An 18,098-nucleotide genomic window follows, 5' to 3' on the forward strand; every position below is an offset into this window, starting at 1 on the left:
CATGGAGTGATTTTGCCGATGGCCCCTGCAAGAATCGAAAGCGTTCCGAGGGCGACGGAGGCGAGGAGACGCCCCGCCTCGGATCACAAGGAAGGGTACGAGATAGGAGCGATACCATGAAAACCGATCTTTCCCGCAGGAGCTTTCTCAAAGGTGCCGGCCTCGCGATGGCCGGAGCGGCCGGCGTGGCCACCGTGGGGCTCGCGGGGTGCTCGAGCGCCTCGGCAAGCGAAGAATGGATGCCGTCGTCGTGGACCGACGAAGCCGATCTCATCATCGTGGGCTACGGCGGATGCGGCTCCACCGCCGCCATCGCCGCGGCCGACGCGGGCGTGAGCGCCATCGTGCTGGAGAAGTCGGCCGAGCGCGACGGCGGATCGACGGGGTGCTCGGGCGGCCATATCCACACGTGCGCCGAGGTTGACGTCGACGAGTGGTGGAAGACGTTCAACCACGGCGCGTTCGGCACCGTGCGCAACGACGACGACATGAAGGAATTCCTGCAGAAGTCCCAGCAGCTGCCCGCGTGGTGCGAGCAGTACGGCATCAACATCGACTGGGTCGACGAGAGCAACGACGGCCACAAGCGCCCGAAGGAGTACCAGGGCGGCTATGTGTCCGGTCGCGACGGCATCGTGGGCATGTACCTGTTCGAGGAGCTCGACGAGGTGGCCGAGGGCTACGGCGTGGACGTGCGCCTCAGCAACCGCGCCACGCGCCTCATCCAGAACCCGCACACGAAGGAGGTCTGCGGCGTGGTGGCGCAGGGCCCCGACGGCGAAGAGCTCACGTACAAGGCGAACAAGGCCGTGCTGCTGTGCTGCGGCGGCTACGAGAACAACCCGTGGATCCAGTACAACTACAACAACCCCGGCGTGCGCGTGTACGGTTGGGGCACGCCGAACAACGAGGGCGACGGCTTCGCGCTGGCGCAGAGCGTGGGCGCCGACCTGTGGCACATGCACGGCCTCGAGTGGGCGGCGCTGTGCTTCAAGCAGCCCTCCGAGGAGGCGAACTGTTCCATCTCCACCGACGCCACGGACGGCATCAAGCCGTACAACTACCTCATCGTGGACTACAACGGCAAGCGCTTCATGAAGGAGGATCGCACCGGCGCCCACGACATGGAGCACATCACGGGCCTCGACTTCGACGCCAAGGCGTGCGACTACCGCCATCTGCCGTTCTTCCTGGTGTTCGACCAGGCGTTCTTCGACGAGAAGCCGCTGTGGGAAGGCTCCGGCCGTGCCGGGATCATCAACACGTACGCCGGCGTGTACAACTACCACCATCCCGAGGAGCCGTGGTTCGAGTTCGGCACGAACGACGACGCTGTGAGCAAGGGCTGGATCTTCAAGGGCAACACGCTGGAGGAGCTGGCGGCCAACATCAAGGCCGAGCGCCCCTGCCGTTCCGCAGACGAGGCCATCAACGGCATCGACGCGGAAGCGCTCAAGGCCACGGTGGCGCAGTACAACGAGTACGCGGCGGCGGGCGAAGACCCCGAGTTCGCGCGCGACGCCAAGCACATGCTCCCGCTGGGCGACGGTCCCTACTACGCCATCGAGCTGGGCTTCTCCAGCATCAACACGCAGGGCGGTCCCGTGCGCAACCAGAACTGCCAAACGATGTCGCCGGCCTACGAGCCCATCCCGCGCCTGTACAACTGCGGCGAGTTCGGCTCCTTCAACGGCTTCGTGTACTGCCTGGGCAACATCTTCGAAGCGCTGTCGTCGGGCATGATCGCCGCGCAGCACGCCATGACGCTTGAGCCGTGGGACGCAAAGTAGCCCGCTGATCTCGCATTACCCGAACTCCCTTGCCGGCGGCTCCCGCTCCCTCCCTCCCCGGGAGCCCGCTGGCAAGGCGAGCGATTTTGAAAGGATGCTCCGATGAGTATGACGAAGCTCTCACTGTTACGGAAAACATGCGCGCTGCTGTGCGCCGCGCTGCTGGCGGTTGCCCTCGCGGGCTGCGCGAGCGGTCAGGGCGCCGGATCCCCCGATGCCGCGGACGCGCCGGGGACCGCGGCGCAGGACCAGGCGGCCGGCGAGGCCGACAAGCCCGCGAAAACCGAGAAGCAGGACAAGGACGCCGAGGCGCTCGAGCAGGGCATGACCTGCAAGTACATATCCTCGTACTTCAAGACCTTCGGCGAGGCGCTCGAGCAGGCCAACCAGAACGGCGGCGGCACGGTCACGCTGCTGGCCGACGCGCCGCTGTCGGCCGACGGCACCGTGCCCAAGGTGGGCTTCCGCACCACCATCACGGTGAAGAGCGACGGCGACGCTCCGTTCTCCATCGTGCGCGGCGACGCGGACGCGGGCCCCATGCTCCAGATCACCGACGGGTTCGTGACGCTCAAGAACGTCGTGCTCGACGGCGCGAGCGCCGCGGCCCTCGAGAGCCCCCTGGTGCTCGTCTCCGACCTGGGTCGCCTGACGCTTGACGAAGGCGCGGCGCTGACCGGCGGCAACGCAGCCAGCGGCGCCAGCGCCGTGCACGTGGCGGGCTCCGGCGCGTACCTCACGCTGGAGGCGGGCAGCGAGATATCGCAGTGCACCGCATCGGGCGACGCGGCGGCCATCGTCAGCGAAGGCGGCGTGGTGGCGAACAACGGCGCCACGTTCTCCGGCAATGCGGGCGGCAGCAACCCGAACTACCTCGAAACCGCGCCCGGCACGTTCGAGGGCACCGAGATCGCGGCCTAGCGACAACGGAAGAAGGAAGGACCCATGAAGAAACGAGTATGCACGGTCACGGTGTTGGCGATGGCCATCAGCCTCGTGGCGGGCGCGAGCGCGCTCGGCATGGCGGGTTGCGCGCCGCAGGAGTCCGCGGGCGACGCGGCGAAAGCGAACGCCAGCGAGCAGGCGGGCCTGTCGTTCACCTGGACGGCCGACGCCGAGTGCGCCACGTGCCACACGGCGGAGGGCGACTCGCTGACGAACGCTGCCTGCGAGATATCCGCGAGTCACGGCGACCTGGCCTGCGCATCCTGCCACACCGACACGTCGGGCTTGGAGAGCGCGCACGCCGAGGTGGACATGAACGACTACCAGGTGCCGAAGAAGCTCAAGAAAACCGACGTGCCGAAGGAGGCGTGCCTGTCGTGCCACGACCTGGCCGAGGTTGCCGCGGCAACCGCCGACCTCACGGTGCTCACCGACGACAACGGCCTGACGGTCAACCCGCACGAGCTTCCCGGCAACAGCGAGCACGACAAGCTCGTCTGTGCCAAGTGCCACACCATGCACGAGGAGGCCACGCCGGACGAGAACGCCGCCGACGCCTGCGCAAGCTGCCATCACGCCGGCGTCTACGAATGCCACACCTGCCACAGCTAGGATGAGACAAAGGGACGGGGATAATGTCTCATTTCCCCGTCCTCCCCTCCCGCTGCTCTGCGCGCGTGGCTCATCTTGACGCGCCTGGATGGTTGGGCGCAAAGCGTGAGCTGTGACAGTGTTCAGCTAGTGAAAGGCCGCATTTCCACGCTCAGAAATAATTCGACCAGGCGTTTTGTTCCCAGCGCGGCGCGGGCGAGTGTTTCGAGAGCTCGATTTTTGTCAGGACTCCCCATTTGCGCCCACTTCGCGCCAAAGCCACGCCGCAACGCCAATGCGCCGCCGAAGACCTTCGGTCGTTTCGCTCGATGGGGTACGTAAGCGGCGATGGTATACTCTAGGGCTATGGAAGGGATCAAGGGGAAACATACGCTCGGCAAGGCCGATGTCGTGCCGTTGGCGGGCATGGCGCTGCTGTGGTTCTCGGTGCACGTGTCCCCGTACTATCCGTTCTCCCTGTCGCCCCAGTTCGACGGTGCCAACGTGGGCGCCGTTTCGGCCCAGCACATGGTGTACTCCATCATGCTCGTGCTGTTCCTGGCGATCGCCATCGCCCTGCGCGGGCGCATGGGGAAGCTGGACGCCCATCTGCCCGTCATCCGCGCCGTCGCGGGCGCCGCAGGCCTGGTGGGAAGCGTCATGCTGTTCTGCTCGCCGCTGTTCGGCGCCTTCTCCGAAGCTGCGAGCGGCGTGGCTATCTCGCTGGTGGCGCTGTACGTGGCCGTGTTCTCGATCAGCTGGTTCGCGTTCGCCAGCGCGCAGGGCATCGAACGCTCCGTGATGTACATCTGCCTGTCGTACTGCCTGTTCAGCCTGTTGTGGAGCCTGTTGCTGATCGTCGGGAACGGCGCCCTCGCCCTGTTCTCGTGCGCGTGCCCCGCGCTGTCGGCGATCTGCTTCGCCTTCGGCCCCCGCCGCGCCTACCGCGAGCCTGCATCCCACAGCTTCGCCTCGCTCAAGGTGCTGCCGTGGGGCGTCCTCGCGCTGTGCGCGGTGTTCATCTACTTCGGCGTGGTGGCGGTGCGGGCGTTCACCACCATGGGGACGGGCGTGTCGAGCGCCGGGAGCCTCGGCCTCATGCCGCAGTTGGTGACGGCGCTCGCCGGCCTTGCGGTGACGGGTTTTCTGGCCGGGCTGTTCGCGCGCAAGGGCATGACGTTCTCGAACGTGGTGACGGCCATCGCGGTTCTCACGTTGGCGTACATGGGCGCGCTGCTGATGGTGACGTTGGGCGATCCCGCAGGCGACGGGGTGCTGGTATGCAAGCGCATCCTCGTGGCTGCCGAGCATGGCGTGGAAGTGCTGCTGGCGGCCACGCTGGCGTACGAGACAGCGCGGCGCAGATTGTCGGCGTCGCTGGTGTTCGGGCTATTCGGCGTGTTCGTGCTGGCGGTGCCGCAGTTCATCGCGCTCGACGTGATGTACCGCAGCGGCGTGCTGGGCCTGCTGGCCGAGCTGCCGCTCGTGACGCCCGTTGCGGCCACGGGCGCGTTCGCCGCGGCGGCGGTGGGGATCGGCGTGCTCGTGTCGTTCTCGCGGCGCATGGCCACGCAGGCCGAGGCCCAGGGCGACAGCTGGCAGGAGAACCTGTGTCGAGAGGCCACGGGCGCATTCGACGTCACGCAGCGCGAGCTGGACGTGGTGGTGTACACGTATCGCGGCTACTCGGCGAAGAAGATCGCCGAGGCGCTCATCGTGTCCGAGTCGACGGTGAAGGCGCACCTGTCGCATGTGTACCGCAAGCTGGGCATCCATTCCAAGCAAGAGCTCATCGCGCTGATCGACGGGTACCGCGTCCATTGACGACGCGGCGATCGATGGTCGCCCGCAAGTCCAAACGTCCGACAACTCGTCTCTCATCAGGCCTTTATACGTTTCGTACGACCTCGCTTCGCCTTTTTCAACCTCGTTTATACGTTTCGTAGGATGCGCGAAGGCCGCGTTTTGCGGGATGCTCGCGGTGCCGAGGCGCATGCGGCGTGGCCGGATCCGACGGCGCGTCCGCGCTTTCCTCGGCGGCAAACACGCCCCCGAGCGGGGTTTGGGAGGAAGCGAGAGGTCTATGAGCGAGAAGAGGATGGGGATCACCCCCGAAGGCATGTCGCGCCGCGCGTTCCTGCGCACCGGAGGCCTGGCCGCAGGCGGCCTGGGCATGATGGCGGCCCTCGGAGGCTGCGCGCCGCAGACGGCAGCCACCGCCAGCGGCAGCGAGGCGAACGCCGCGACCGGCGAGCCGCGCACTACGGTCGAGTTGCCCGTACCGGAAGCGGCCGCGCCCGACACCACGACGTACGAGTGCGACGTGCTGGTCATCGGCGGCGGGTTCGCGGGGCTCAACGCGGCGATGGCGGCGAAGGAAGCGGGCGCCAGCGTGGTGCTCGTCGACAAGGGCTGCCCGGGCTATTCGGGCCTGTCGCCCTGGCCGAGCTCGCATCGATGGTTCGACCCCGACATGGGCGACGATGCCGACGCGTTCAAGAAAAGCATCATGATCGGCTCGGAATACGTGAGCAACCAAGACTGGTACCAGATGTGGATCGACCATTCCAAGGAGGCGTACGAGCGCCTGGCGGGATGGGGTCTCATGGACCGGTTCGACCGCTGCGTCGACACCGAGTATTGGGACGACCTGGACTTCCAGGGCTACCACGAGGCGAATCTCGACAAGGATCGCCATGCGCGCTGGCTGCCGTTGCTCGAGCAGAACGGCATCGAGGTGGTCAGCTATACGATGGTGGTAGACGTGGCGCGCGATGGCGACCGGGTGACGGGTGCGGTGGGCTTCCACGTGCCCAGCGGCGCCGTGATGACCTTTCACGCGAAGTCCGTCGTCATGGCGATGGGCGGCGGATGCTACAAACCCACTGGCTACCCGGTGGGCGGCGACACGTTCGATGGCGAGTACATCGCTTACAACCTGGGCCTTCCCATCGTGGGCAAGGAGTACGACGACTTCCATGTGACCGCGTCGTACGCGTCCGGCGACTCCTTCGTCACCAATTCGTGGGACTGGCTCGAGAACATCTGGCTGTGCGGCGGCGACATCACGGCCGATACGGCGGTCAGCTACGCGCAGACGAAAGAGAAGACCATGGTCATGGGTCGCGTGACCAACACCATCAACGGTCTCGCCGCCAACGACGGCACCAACATCGAAGACCAAGCGGCGGCCGACATCGGGCGACGCGGCGGCAGCCTGAGCGGCAAGGACGACGATATCCGCATCGGGAAGATGATGAGTCCCAAGCCGAAGGGCGACTGCTACGGTGCCGCGGTGGGCATGTGCTCCCACTTCTCGTCGGGCGTGTGGTGCGGCTTCGACGACCTCGAAGGCGCCACGGGCATCCCGGGCCTGTGGGTGGCCGGCGACGGCATCAACGGCTGCGCGGTGACGGGTTCCGCATACCCGGTGGGCGTGGGCTTCACCTCGAACTTCACGTCCATCCAGGGCGACATCGCAGGAAAGGCCGCCGCGGCGTACGCCGCCGGCGCCGCCGAGGCAAAGGTGCTGCAGGAGACGATCGACGCCGTGACGGCGGAGGTGGAGGCGCCGCTTGCCATGGAGAAGGGCTTCAGCCCCGACTGGGCCCGCGACCAGCTGCACGCCATCATGGCGCCGTGGTGGGTGCTCATCTCGAAATCCGAGGAATCGCTGAACGCCGCGCTCGTGCAGGTGCAGCAGATGCGCGACAAGGTGATCCCCAAGCTGCAGGCCACGAACCCGCATCAGCAACGCTTGTGCCTGGAGATGAAGCACAAGGTGCTGTCCGCCGAGATGAAGCTGCGCGCCAGCTTGGAGCGCAAGGAGAGCCGCGGCACGAACTACCGCTCCGACTATCCCTACCGCGACGACGAGTCGTACCTGTGCTACATCGCCATCACGAAGGGCGACGACGGTTCGATGGCGCTGGACAAGATTCCCGTGAAAGAAGAGTGGGCCGGCGACCGTTCCGAGGATTACGCCACGCGCTACGGCGTGAGGTTCCCCGGCGAAGCCAAGGCGAAGGGCTTACCCGAAGAAGAGTCGTCCGGCAGCTGGAAGAAATAAGAAGGGGGTTTGAGATGAGCGTCATTCGCTACGATTTGAACAACTGCATCGGGTGCAAGAACTGCGTCACCGTGTGCCCGATGGACGTGTTCCGCTTCGACGAGAACGAGATGAAGTCGGTGATCGCGTATCCCGAGAACTGTCAAAGCTGCGGTCAGTGCTTCGTCGGCTGCAAGGGGCGTTCGCTGGAGATATCGTTCGTCCAGGCGTCGTACGCCTTGGCCGCCGCTCGCGCCGCGACGTTCGACGCCGCCACGCCGGCGGCGGTGAAGGAGGCGACGCTGGCCCAGCCCGAGAAGTCGGCGGAGGAGGCGGCTGCCGCCGCGGCCGAAGGCTCCGGCTCGGGAAGCTGGAGCGGCTCGAAGTAGATCGCTCGTTCGGAGGCCCCCGCCCGCGTGCTGCCGGCGGGGGCCTCGAGGAGGGAGGGGCCTACGGATACGGGTGCAAGCGGTGCGGCGAGGTTACGCTTTGCCGCCCAAGACCTGGCCCACGGTGTAGCCCATGAGGCAGTTGCGGGTGTGGCTCAGGCAGTTCAGGTTGTGCGGGTACGTGTTGAAGAACATGCCGCCCGACGTGAGGCCGATGGCGAACAGGCCGTCGATGGGTTGGCGATCCTTGGTCAGCACGCGGCACTCGGTGTCCACCAGCAGGCCGCCCGCGGTGCACAGGCCGTCGGCGAACTCCTTCGTGGCGTAGTAGGGCGGCGTGTCGATGGTCATCATCATTTCGCCGGGGAAGTTGAAGTCCTCATCCTTGCCGGCGGCAGCCATCTCGTTCCAGCGCTCGATGGTGGCCGTGAACTGGTCCTCGGGCACCTCCATGAGCTTCGCCAGCTCCTCCAGCGTGTCGGCCTTGAGGGCCTTCTCGCTCATGGCGGCCGCGGTCCACACTTCCTTCGGGCCGTAACACGACGAGCTGGGCGTCCAGATCTTGTCGATCTTCTCGCCGATGGCGCTGTCCACCACGTAGAAGTCGTACGTGCCCGGCTGCGCCTGGATGGCCAGCGCCAAGTGGCCGTACGGCTCGTACTCAGGCGTGAAGCGCTTGCCCAGCTTGTTCACGCGCAGATACGGCATGAGTTGCTCGGGGTCCAGCATGATGGCGTGCGGGAACTCGTCCTCGGCGGCGCCCACCGCCAGGCCCATCTGATGTCCGTCGCCCGTGTTGCCGAACGCGCCCGTCAGCCAGCTGCCCGGCACGCCGCGCGGGCGGCAGCGCTCCTTGAGCATCTGCTGGTTGAACTCGTACCCGCCGGTTGCCAACACCACGCCCTTCGCGCAGTTGTACTGCTCAAAGCCCTGGTCGCTCTGCACGATGACGCCCGTCACCTTGCCCGAATCGTCGGTGACCAGCTGGCAGGCGGGGCAGCTGTAGCGGATCTCCACGCCGGCCTGCTCGAGGATGCCGGCGAGGATGCCCGCCAGCTCGCCCGGAGGGTAGGGCAGGTTGAGCGACGTGTTCCACGAGCGCGACAGCGACGTCTTGTCCCATTCGTCGCGGAAATCGGGGAAGTCGCCCGCGGCGAACGTCAGCGGGTAGTCGTCGGGGTTCTGGTTGTCGAAGTGGCTGATGTACCAGTCCACGGCTTCGCCGTTCTTCTCAAGCCAGTGGCGGTACAGCTCCATGTCGCCTTGGAAGGCGCAATCCACCATGGCGTCGCTGATCCAGGCGTCGGTGTCGTACGTCATGCCCCAATGCTCGTGCAGCTTGGAGTTCGTGCCGCCGATGGTGGCGGAGTTGTAGTTGCCGGTGGTCTGCTTCTCCACGGCCACCGTCTTGAGGCCCTGCTCGGCGCAGGCCAGCGCCGCTGCGTCGCCGGCGGGGCCGAGGCCGCACACCACCACGTCCACGTCGTGCGTGGCTACGATGTCGTTCGCGGCGATGGGCTCGGCCACGAAGGCGATCTTGCCCTCGCCGGCGGCGCCCACCTCCACCTCTTCCACCACGGGCCACACGGCTTGGGCGGGGTCGGTGGTCTGCATGACGCCCGCCGGGGCGCTGCCGGATGCCGAGGCGCCGGATGCGGTTGCCGCCGTCGCGGAGTCGCTTGCGGCGGTCTGCGGCGCGCAGCCGGCGAGCCCCGCGAAGGCGGCGAGGCCGGCGGTTGCGGCCGCTCCCGTCAGAAACGAGCGGCGGCTGAGACGGTTGGACGTGTTCTTGTCAGGCTGGTTCATGAGATCCTCCCTTGTTCGCTTGAAGCCGCGACTGAGGCCGACATGCTCGGCCTTGTGCCCCGTCATGCTTCTCGGCACGGCTTCCTTGTGTTGCAGCATGGCAAACGACGGGTCGAACCGCATCTGACGAAACGGTAGATTTTTGCGTTTTCCCAGGTGAGCATCGTTCGTTGTCGCGGCTTGGCGAGCGCGCATGCGGTAGGATACCCAGAAGCGACCTGATGGGCATGCGCGAGATTGGGGAGGGGGCGCATGATGCGCGCGAACAACGTGAGGGTGGTTTTAGGCTCGGCGCTCTTGTGGGCGTGGGGGTTTCTCTGCTTTCTCAGCCCGGCGCTGTTTCCCGAGCGCGGCGGCCTCGATGCGAGCATCGGCTTGGAATACGGGTTCTTCGCGTCGCAGGCTTCGGTGCTGGTATGCGCGCTCGTCGTGGTGCTCGCGTCGCGCTGGCGGCGCTTCATCGTGAAGCGCGGGGCGTTCTTCGTTGCGGCGCTGCTGGCTGCGCTGACCACGCTCGTGCTGGCGTGGGCGGTGCGCGCGGGTGCGCTGGCCGTGATCGTGGCCTGCGGGGCGATTGACGGCGGAGCGGTCATGCTGCTGGGCGTGGCGTGGGGCGCCCGTTACTCGCTGGGCTCTCGGCGCATGCGCTCGCTCGTGGTGCTGTCGTTTTTGGTGGCGTACCTGTTGTACCTCGTAGTGGCGCAGATCCCCGGTTCGGCGAGCATCGCGCTCGTCTGCGTGCTGCCCCTGGCGTCCTGGGCCCTGTGGCGCAGCGACGCGGCCATGCGCCACGAGCTGTCGTCGGAGGTGTTCCCCTCGCGCGCGATGGGAGACGAGGCCGAGACGCCCGGCGAGTTGATGGCGGGCTCGTGGGAGGCTCGCGTGCTTCCGTGGCGCGCCGTCAGCGTGCTGATCGCGGCCGCGTTCATCGGCAATCTCATGGCGTCGGTGCTGATGGGGCGCTCGTATGCGGGTGTGGACAGCCTGTTCTTCGGCGGTATCGTGGTGTGCGCGAGCATCGCGACCATGGTGCTCGTGCCCCTGACCGCGCGTCGCACGTCGTTTTCGGTTGACGGCGTGTACCGTATCACCGTCACATTCACGGCGGTGGGGCTCGTGGCCATCATGGTATTCGGGACGGCGGCTGTTCCCGTGGGTGGCGCGCTCGTGCAGGGCAGCGCGTTTTTCCTCCAGGTGCTCGTGTTCCTCGTCATCACGCAGAGCACGCAGGAGCTGGGATTGTCGCCGCTACTGTCGTTCAGCGTGGGGCAAGGGCTCATCTCGGGCGTGGTGTTCGCCGGCAACGTGGTGGGCAAGCAAGTGTACGCTCTGTTCGGCTCCGGCGATTTCGTGATGGACGTGATGTGCGGCCTGGGCCTGCTGGCGTTGTTCTTCATGCTGGTGCGCCGCGCGGGCGAAGCGGAATCGGCAGGCGAGCGCTCCTCGGCCGACTCGCCGGCGCCCGTCGAGCCCTCGGGCGACCCGGGCGAGCCCGTGGCCGCCGACCCGGAGTCCGTCGTGCTCGAGCGCGCAGCGCGCTTCGCGCAGAGCCACGGCCTGACGAAGCGCGAGGCCGAGGTGCTGGGCTACCTGGCGCGCGGCCGGACGCTTCCCTACATCGCCGACGCCCTGTTCGTGACTACCGGCACGGTGAAGACCCACACCACCCACATCTACCGCAAGCTCGACGTGAACTCCCGCCAAGAGCTCCTCGACCAGCTGGACGCGTTCGGGTAGGGGCTGGCCCTTGCGGGCTGCGGCGCTTCCCTCTATACTGTAGTACATGTACTACATACGAAGGAGGTGCCATGGAGTCGGTTATGACCGTGCGGTTGAACGGCGACATGAAGGATCGGGCCACCGCGATCATGCGACGCGAAGGCTACACTCCGTCCTCGGCTGTCAGGCGTTTGTTCGAATACACCGTGAAGCACGACGGCCTTCCGTTCGAGAAAAGCGAGAAGCCCGACAAGGACGAGCTGCGCCGTCGCATCGAAGCGTTCGATCGGGTGCATACGAAGCGCCCCCTGACGATAACCGACGAAGAGCTGCGAGACGCGCGTTTGAAGGATCGCTATGGACTTGATGCTTGATACCAGCATCATCCTCGATCATATCGGCCGGCGCGAACCGTTCTACGAGCTGTCTCGCCGCGCGTGCCTGCTGGGCGTGGTGCAGGAAGCGTCCACCTACATCAGCGTAAACATGCTGACCGATATCTACTACCTGCTGCGCAAAGACTACGGCAGCGACGCCGCTCAGGAGATGATCGAGCAAAACCTGTCGTTCCTCCAGGTCGTAGGAGTATCGCCGGAGGATGCAAAGCGTGCTCTCGGCTCGCGCTGGGCGGATTTCGAGGATTGCCTCGTCGCCCAGTGCGCCGCGAAAATCAAGGCGGACTACATCGTCACGCGCAACGTCAAGGACTTCAAAGCCTCGCCCGTCGAAGCGATCACCCCCGAAGAGCTGTTCGCCCGCCTCCGCGTGCAAGGCTTCGACTACGAGGAAATCGACTGGTAGTACGGTTCGAAGATGCCTCGCGCGGCGGGAGGGGCCGGCGGGGCCTAGGCTTGAAACGCGCCGGAGCCGAGGGAGGGAGGATGGCTCCGGCGCGTTCTGGGAAGAGCGCGGCCGGCAGGCGCGAACGCGTGTCGGCCGCCGAGAAGTCGGTTATGCCTCGGCGAGGTCCTTGCCCAGCATGTAGGCGAAGGTGTTGCAGTTCATGCCCAGGTTGTGTCCGCAGATGGCGAAGTTGTAGCAGTTCGCGTAGCTGTCGCCCACCATGATGCCCAGGTTGTACAGGCCCTCGATCGGCTCGTTCTGCTCGTCGCATACTTGCATGTTCTCGTTGGTGCGCAGGCCGCCCGTCACGCAGAGGAAGTTGGCGGGGCTCATCTCGAGCTTGCAACCGTAGAACGGTCCTTCCTTGATGGGTGCGAGGAGCGTCGCGCTTTTGTGGAAGTCGTCATCGTACTTGGCTTCGCACAGCTCGTTGTAACGATCGACCGACTTCTTCGCGTTCTCGGGGTCGAGCCCGTCGAGTTGCGCGATGACCTCCTCGATCGTGTCGCCCTTGACGAACGTCCCCTTCTCCACGTTGCTGTCCCATGAGGCGAGGTATTCCTCAGGCGTGGTCGCGTTCTTGCCCTCGTTCTCCACGATGGTGGTGCCGAACGTTTCCCACGTGTCGAACCAGTTCGCGTAGGCGGTATCCCAGATGCCGTAGCGCGTCATATCGGGCTGCATCATCATGGCGTAGGTGCCGTAGGAGAAGATGACGTCTTCGTTCGAATAGCGCTCGCCCTTCTTGTTGAGCAGCAATCCCGAGAAATCGGCGATGGATTGACGGTAGGGCATGGGGCCCACGGCGTCGATCATCGGCGCGTTCGGGAGCGTTTGCTGCCAGGCGGCGCCTACCCACAGCCCCATCTTCTGGCCGTCGCCCGGTCCGAGACCGCCGAACTGGAACATGGCGTCGTAATCGACCTCGTTGTACTGCAAAAGCGGTGCGACCCAGGAGCAGTACTTCGCCATCATGTCCTGGTTGGCGGAGAAGTCGCCCGTTGCCAGCACGATGGCCTTCTTGCCAACGTACTTCACGAAGTTTCCGTCGGGGTCCTTGGCGACGATGGCGGAAACGCGCCCGGTGTTGTCGTCCTCGCGGATGAGGTACTGGCCGATGGCGCTGTAGTGGATCTGGCCGCCCTGCTCCTTGATCTTTTCCTCGTACATGGCGATGACGAGGTTCTCGCCCGTGGCCGCGCCCGATTCCTTGCCGTCGGTTTGCTCCACCCAGTTATGGGAGCCGGGGTGCGCGGTGAACACGCCCTCGGTATCGGTGTAGCCGATCTCCATCGTGGTGGTGTAGCCCTTCGCCTCCATGAGGTCGATGAGCCAGTTCATGGTGGAGGCGCTGTTGTTGATCCACTTGTACCACTTCTTTTGATCGACGCGGTAGCCGTTGCGCGCCAGCTCCTGGCGGATGAAGCCGTCGATGGTGTCCTTCGTGTAGTCGGTGATGCCCAAGCGCTCGTGGAATTTCGTGCCGATGCCGTGGTTGGAGCCGCCGCGCGCAACCGGCTGGGAGCTGGCGGCGAACAGGATCACGTCGGCTCCCTCTTCCGTAGCGGACGCTGCGCAGGCCAAACCGGAGACGCCTGCGCCTACAACGATGATGTCGGCTTCGTAAGTTTGCGTGATCTCGCTGTCGGCCACGGGCTCGGGCGCGATCTCGAACGACCAGGTTCCCTTGTTGATGGCTTCGGCGCTCAACTGTCCTGCGTTGCCGGACCCCGCCGATGCGTTCGATGCGGCATCGCTCGAGCCGCCCCCGTTTGCCGCGCAGCCCGCCAATCCGAATGCGGCGGTGCCCGCACCTGCAAGCATCGCGCCCTTGAGGAAGCTGCGGCGATCGAACGCCGTTCCCTTGGTGATCATACGGTCCTCCTTACCCCGAGCATGCGGTATTGCATGCTTGTTCAACGGTTCGCAGTCTACGAACATCCCGTTGGCAAACCTCACATGGCATGGGTGAATTTCGCCGTTTTCACCCATGGGAAGGGATGGGGAGGGTATGGTGGCATCATGGGAAGAGCATCGGGGAGGGTGCCATGTTGCGGAAGATCTCGCGCGCGTTCGACGCATACAGCGTCGGGTTCGCCATCTACCTGGTTTTGAGCTCCACGTCGGCATGGGGATTGCTGCATATCGCATCCATGACGTCGCTCTCGTTCAGCGGCATGAGCGGCGGCGAGACTGCGCGGTCGATCGGCTACATCGGCATACTGCTCGCTTTCGGGTTGGGATGCCTCTATTTCCCCTCGCAATGCAAACGCGACACTACCTACCATTCCACGGTGTGCCTCGTGTTGGGATACGCGGGCCTGTTCGCGACGGTATTCGTGCAGAACGCGGCACTGCAGAACCTTTCCGCGTTCCTCGTCGGGGCGGGGTCTTCGCTGTCCTTCGTGATGTGGCAGCGCTTGTTCGCCGAACAGGATGCGGACGATGCGGCGCGACGGATCATCGCCGGGTCCGCTTTGTCGGCGGTGTTCTACCTTATCGTGACGTGCGTCGCCTCGTATTGGCTGTACGCGATCGTAGTGTTTTGCGTCGTCGCACTCAATGCGCTGTTTTTGCGGCGGTGCCGCGGCGACGTGTTCCGGCGGGTGTCTTCGGGAATAGTCGTCGGGCAGAGCGGCGGCACCACGCTCACGAACATCGTGTCCAGCACATGGCGCTACATGCTGTGCATCGCCGCCATCGGATATGTCGGCGGGGTGTCGCGCATGTTCGCCCAGCAAAGCGGCGGCGATTCGGCTGTCTTGAACGTGACGCTCGCCTTGGGCATGCTGGTGGCGGCCGGCGGCCTGGCCTTGGTCTGGGACAAGGTGCGCGGCCGCCTTTCGTTTCCGGCGGTGTACACGGCGGTGTTTCTCGCGGTGATGACCGGTTTCCTGTTCCTGCCGTTCTTCGACGCAGGCTACCGCATGCTGTTCGCCGGCGTGGCGAACGCGGCGTTCTCGCTCGTGTCCATCTTCATGATGATCACCTGCATCAAGATCGCCCATTTGCGGCAAGTGGATCCGATCGCGGTGTTCGGGGTGTTCTCGAGCATCGTATACGGCGGGGTGCTGATCGGCCGCGCGGTGGGCGACGCTTTGGGGCAGACGTACGACGTGTCGCAGATTCTCGTCATCGCGCTCATGTCGACCTACATGCTGTCGTTCGCGGGGGTCGTGGTCAACATGCGACGCAAGGGTAAGGTCGATCGGGCGTTCGATCCCATCGGCGGGACGGCGGATTCTGAGCCTGAAGGGAATGCGTCCTCCGATGAGGACGGTACGGCGGTGCGCGCATCCGACGACCGTCCCGCGCCCCGTCCCCTCGTGCGCAACGTCATCGTGGCGCAGGATATGGTTCCCGTGTACAGCCGGCTGCTGAAGAAGACTTACGGGCTGTCCAATCGCGAGACCGACGTGCTCGAGCTGATCATGCGCGGCCGCGATGTGGCGCGCATGTCGGAGACGTTGTTCGTGTCGGAGAACACCGTGCGCTCGCACTGCAAGAACCTGTATCGGAAGCTCGATGTCCACAATCGTCAGCAGGTGTTCGACTTGGTTGAGGAGTTCAGGAAGAGAGAGGAATACGATGGCGATTGAGATGAAACGCCTGGAAGGGGTCGCGCGCATATTCGACGACCGCTGCGCGCCCGTGAGGGGGGCGCAGCGCCTGCTGCGTAAGGGGCCGTACCGCCTCTACGTCGAGGCGGGCTTCGTCCCGTTCGACGACTATGCCTTCGAGGGGCGGTTCCTTCTGCTGGGGTCGGTGTGCAATGTGGAGGCCCCCACCGGATGCTTGCAGGTGACGGAAGCGCGTGGGAAGTTCTCGGCGACCGATCTGTACCACGTGATCGCGTGCGACGATGACGACGACACCGTCTATCTGCGGCACGTGCTATCGCGCATCCCGGCATCCGCGCATGCGGACATGAGCGGGCAGACCGTGCGCCTCACGGAGAACAGCTTGCGGCATATTCCCGTGCCATGGCCTGAGGCGGACGTTCGCCGCGCGGTGGCGCGGTACTTGGACGAGTGCGAAGCGCGCTGCCGCGAGAGCGCGGCGCGCTGTCGGCGCCTGTTCGAGAAGGGAGTCGCAGTCTACCGCGAAGCCGCCGAGCGTTCGTCGCGGACGATGGAGCTGAGAAGCGCCTGCGCGATGCGCGAGGGCTCGCTCCTTCCGGCCGACAAGCGCAGCGCTCAGGGCGCGTTGCCGGCCGTATCGTCGCAGGGCGTTATGGCGCGTACGGACGAGGAAGGCGTGCGGGAGCCGTGCATCGTCGTGGGGCAGGCGGGGCAGTACCTTGTGGCGTGCATGATGGCCGAAGGCGCGTACCCGTTGGCTGACACGGTGGCCTTGACGACGGACGCGTCTGCCCCGCTGACGGTGGATGCGCTCGTGTTCGCGCTCGCCTCGCTGGGCATCCGTCCGCGCTTGCGCGTGGCCGATCGTGCGGTTGAGGCGCTGGCGCTTCCGCTCGAGAGCCTTGGCTCGTTGGAGATTTCCCTGATCGGGGAGGACGAGCGGGATGAACGGTACGCCGAGATGCGGGCGATTCTCAGCGAGGTCGAAGAGGGCGAGCGCGCGGTGCGGGAGGCGCGCGCCGCCGCCGCAACGCTGGTCGACGACTTGCTTGCTGGGCGCGAAGAGGCGATCAAGCGCTTTGCCGGGCCGACGACGTACGAGGCGCTGGAGGCGCTCGTGCAGGATGTCCGGTCGGATCTCGCCCATGCGGAAGGCGCGGCCGCGTCGTTGTTCGACGCGGCATGGGAGGTGCTGCCGGTACTGTTCGTGCGCCTGGTCGACGACGGTGAGGCCTGGGCGCGCGTCCTCGCAGCCGAGGACGCGCTGGCGCAGGTCGATGCGGAGCTCGAGCGTTTCGCTGCCGAGGACGAGGGGCTGTCGTTCCTGAGCGATCTCGCTTTGAGCGCGTCGTCGTTGGACGCCTCGTCGCAGCGGCGCATGATCGAGCGGGTGCGCGATCTGCGGATCGACCGCGAGGGCGGGACGCTGCTTCGTTGGCTCGCTCTGGGAAACGAGCCTGAGCCGGACGCGCCGTGCCCCGCTTCCCTCAGCGACCTCCTTGCGCGCATCGCGCTCGCGTTCAACCCTTCTGCCGCGCAAGCGTACGACCCGCACCTGGGTGCTGGCGATGCGCTGGCGGCGTTGCGACGCCTCGCCCCCGCAGCGCGCTGCGGGGGCCAGACCGCCCGCTTCTCCGATGCGCTCGCGGCGAAGCTGGCTGCGCGCTGTGAAGGATGGTCCTTCGGCGACGGCGCGCTGGCCGTGGGCTCCGCGTTGACCGAGGACGCGCATGCGGGTGAGCTTGCCGACACGGTGGTGTCGGTGCTGCCTCCCAACCAGGGGGAATGGACCGACCATGCGCCCGACCCCGGCGATGCGCGCTGGAAGTTCGGCGTTCCTCCGCGGAACAAATCGAACCTCGCATGGGTGCAGCAGGCGTTTGCCCATCGGGCTCCGGACGGCATCGCCGTGCTGGCGGCGAGCAATGCCGTGCTGCACGAATCGAGGGGCTGCGAGCCTCAGGTGCGCGCCGCCATGATCGGATCGGGATGCGTCCGCGCGGTCGTGTCCCTGCCCGGGGGCCTGTTCGATGACGGAAGGGCTCCGCTCAGCATCATCGTCCTGGGAGACGAGCGCGCGACGCCGTTCGAGACGCTGTTCGTCAATGCGCTGGAATGCGGCGTGCCGAGCGGATCGACGGCGGCACGCGAGCTTTCGATGGGGGCGCGCGACCGTGTCGTGTCGACCGTGGAGCGGTGGGTTGCGACCGGTTCGTGCGCGCACGTTCCCGGGTTCGCTCGCAGCGTGCCGATGGGCGAGGTTGCCGCCTTGGGCGATCTGACTCCCTGGTCGTACGTGTGACATCGAGAAGCCCCGTGCGGCGGGAGGGGGCCGGCGGGGCTTGGTGCTCGAGGCTCGGGGCTCGCTTGGGCGTGCCCCGAGCCT

Annotated in this window: 13 protein-coding genes; 11 read left to right on the top strand and 2 right to left on the bottom strand. The window is 66.0% G+C overall.

Annotation, left to right across the window (positions count from 1 at the left end; translation table 11 throughout):
* Positions 1 to 116 precede the first annotated feature (116 nt).
* The 6 genes from C1A15_RS04240 to C1A15_RS04265 all read left to right on the top strand — a co-directional run bounded on the left by C1A15_RS04240 (position 117) and on the right by C1A15_RS04265 (position 7,763).
* Positions 117 to 1,790, top strand: coding sequence for an FAD-dependent oxidoreductase (locus tag C1A15_RS04240; protein WP_180952986.1), 1,674 nt, complete (start codon positions 117 to 119; stop codon positions 1,788 to 1,790).
* Between the two features lie 108 nt (positions 1,791 to 1,898).
* Complete coding sequence (locus C1A15_RS04245) at positions 1,899 to 2,711, top strand: hypothetical protein (protein WP_101721409.1); 813 nt, start codon at positions 1,899 to 1,901, stop codon at positions 2,709 to 2,711.
* Between the two features lie 24 nt (positions 2,712 to 2,735).
* Positions 2,736 to 3,347: a cytochrome c3 family protein gene (locus C1A15_RS04250; RefSeq protein WP_101721410.1), complete on the top strand. Its 612-nt coding sequence runs from the start codon at positions 2,736 to 2,738 to the stop codon at positions 3,345 to 3,347.
* A gap of 345 nt (positions 3,348 to 3,692) precedes the next feature.
* Complete coding sequence (locus C1A15_RS04255) at positions 3,693 to 5,150, top strand: helix-turn-helix transcriptional regulator (RefSeq protein ID WP_180952987.1); 1,458 nt, start codon at positions 3,693 to 3,695, stop codon at positions 5,148 to 5,150.
* A 259-nt stretch (positions 5,151 to 5,409) separates the two neighbouring features.
* On the top strand, positions 5,410 to 7,395 hold the full coding sequence (locus C1A15_RS04260; RefSeq protein ID WP_101721412.1) for an FAD-dependent oxidoreductase: 1,986 nt from the start codon (positions 5,410 to 5,412) through the stop codon (positions 7,393 to 7,395).
* Positions 7,396 to 7,409: 14 nt separating this feature from the next.
* Positions 7,410 to 7,763 carry a 4Fe-4S dicluster domain-containing protein gene (locus tag C1A15_RS04265; RefSeq protein WP_101721413.1) on the top strand — a complete coding sequence of 118 codons (354 nt, stop codon included), beginning with the start codon at positions 7,410 to 7,412 and terminating at the stop codon, positions 7,761 to 7,763.
* A gap of 93 nt (positions 7,764 to 7,856) precedes the next feature.
* On the opposite strand, the gene C1A15_RS04270 is transcribed toward C1A15_RS04265, so the two are convergent.
* On the bottom strand, positions 7,857 to 9,569 hold the full coding sequence (locus tag C1A15_RS04270) for an FAD-dependent oxidoreductase (protein WP_101723689.1): 1,713 nt from the start codon (positions 9,567 to 9,569) through the stop codon (positions 7,857 to 7,859).
* A 252-nt stretch (positions 9,570 to 9,821) separates the two neighbouring features.
* Here C1A15_RS04270 and C1A15_RS04275 point away from each other — a divergent pair, with 252 nt between their 5' ends.
* From C1A15_RS04275 to C1A15_RS04285, 3 genes are all read left to right on the top strand, one after another.
* Positions 9,822 to 11,306, top strand: coding sequence for a helix-turn-helix transcriptional regulator (locus C1A15_RS04275; RefSeq protein ID WP_101721414.1), 1,485 nt, complete (start codon positions 9,822 to 9,824; stop codon positions 11,304 to 11,306).
* 71 nt (positions 11,307 to 11,377) lie between these two features.
* Positions 11,378 to 11,662, top strand: coding sequence for a type II toxin-antitoxin system RelB/DinJ family antitoxin (locus C1A15_RS04280; RefSeq protein WP_101723690.1), 285 nt, complete (start codon positions 11,378 to 11,380; stop codon positions 11,660 to 11,662).
* Positions 11,646 to 12,089 (top strand): type II toxin-antitoxin system VapC family toxin, encoded by a 444-nt coding sequence (locus C1A15_RS04285; protein ID WP_101721415.1) that lies wholly within the window; start codon positions 11,646 to 11,648, stop codon positions 12,087 to 12,089. Before C1A15_RS04280 ends, C1A15_RS04285 begins: the two co-directional genes overlap by 17 nt.
* Before the next feature lie 150 nt (positions 12,090 to 12,239).
* On the opposite strand, the gene C1A15_RS04290 is transcribed toward C1A15_RS04285, so the two are convergent.
* Positions 12,240 to 14,006 (bottom strand): FAD-dependent oxidoreductase, encoded by a 1,767-nt coding sequence (locus C1A15_RS04290; protein ID WP_101721416.1) that lies wholly within the window; start codon positions 14,004 to 14,006, stop codon positions 12,240 to 12,242.
* Between the two features lie 173 nt (positions 14,007 to 14,179).
* Between C1A15_RS04290 and C1A15_RS04295 the strand changes: the two genes are divergently transcribed.
* A complete protein-coding gene (locus C1A15_RS04295; RefSeq protein WP_180952988.1) occupies positions 14,180 to 15,730 on the top strand; it encodes a LuxR family transcriptional regulator in 1,551 nt (516 codons plus the stop codon).
* Positions 15,720 to 18,014 (top strand): N-6 DNA methylase, encoded by a 2,295-nt coding sequence (locus tag C1A15_RS04300; RefSeq protein ID WP_101721418.1) that lies wholly within the window; start codon positions 15,720 to 15,722, stop codon positions 18,012 to 18,014. Before C1A15_RS04295 ends, C1A15_RS04300 begins: the two co-directional genes overlap by 11 nt.
* The last annotated feature ends 84 nt before the right edge of the window (positions 18,015 to 18,098 follow it).

It is taken from the genome of Eggerthella timonensis, assembly GCF_900184265.1.
In the GTDB taxonomy this organism is placed as follows: domain Bacteria; phylum Actinomycetota; class Coriobacteriia; order Coriobacteriales; family Eggerthellaceae; genus Eggerthella; species Eggerthella timonensis.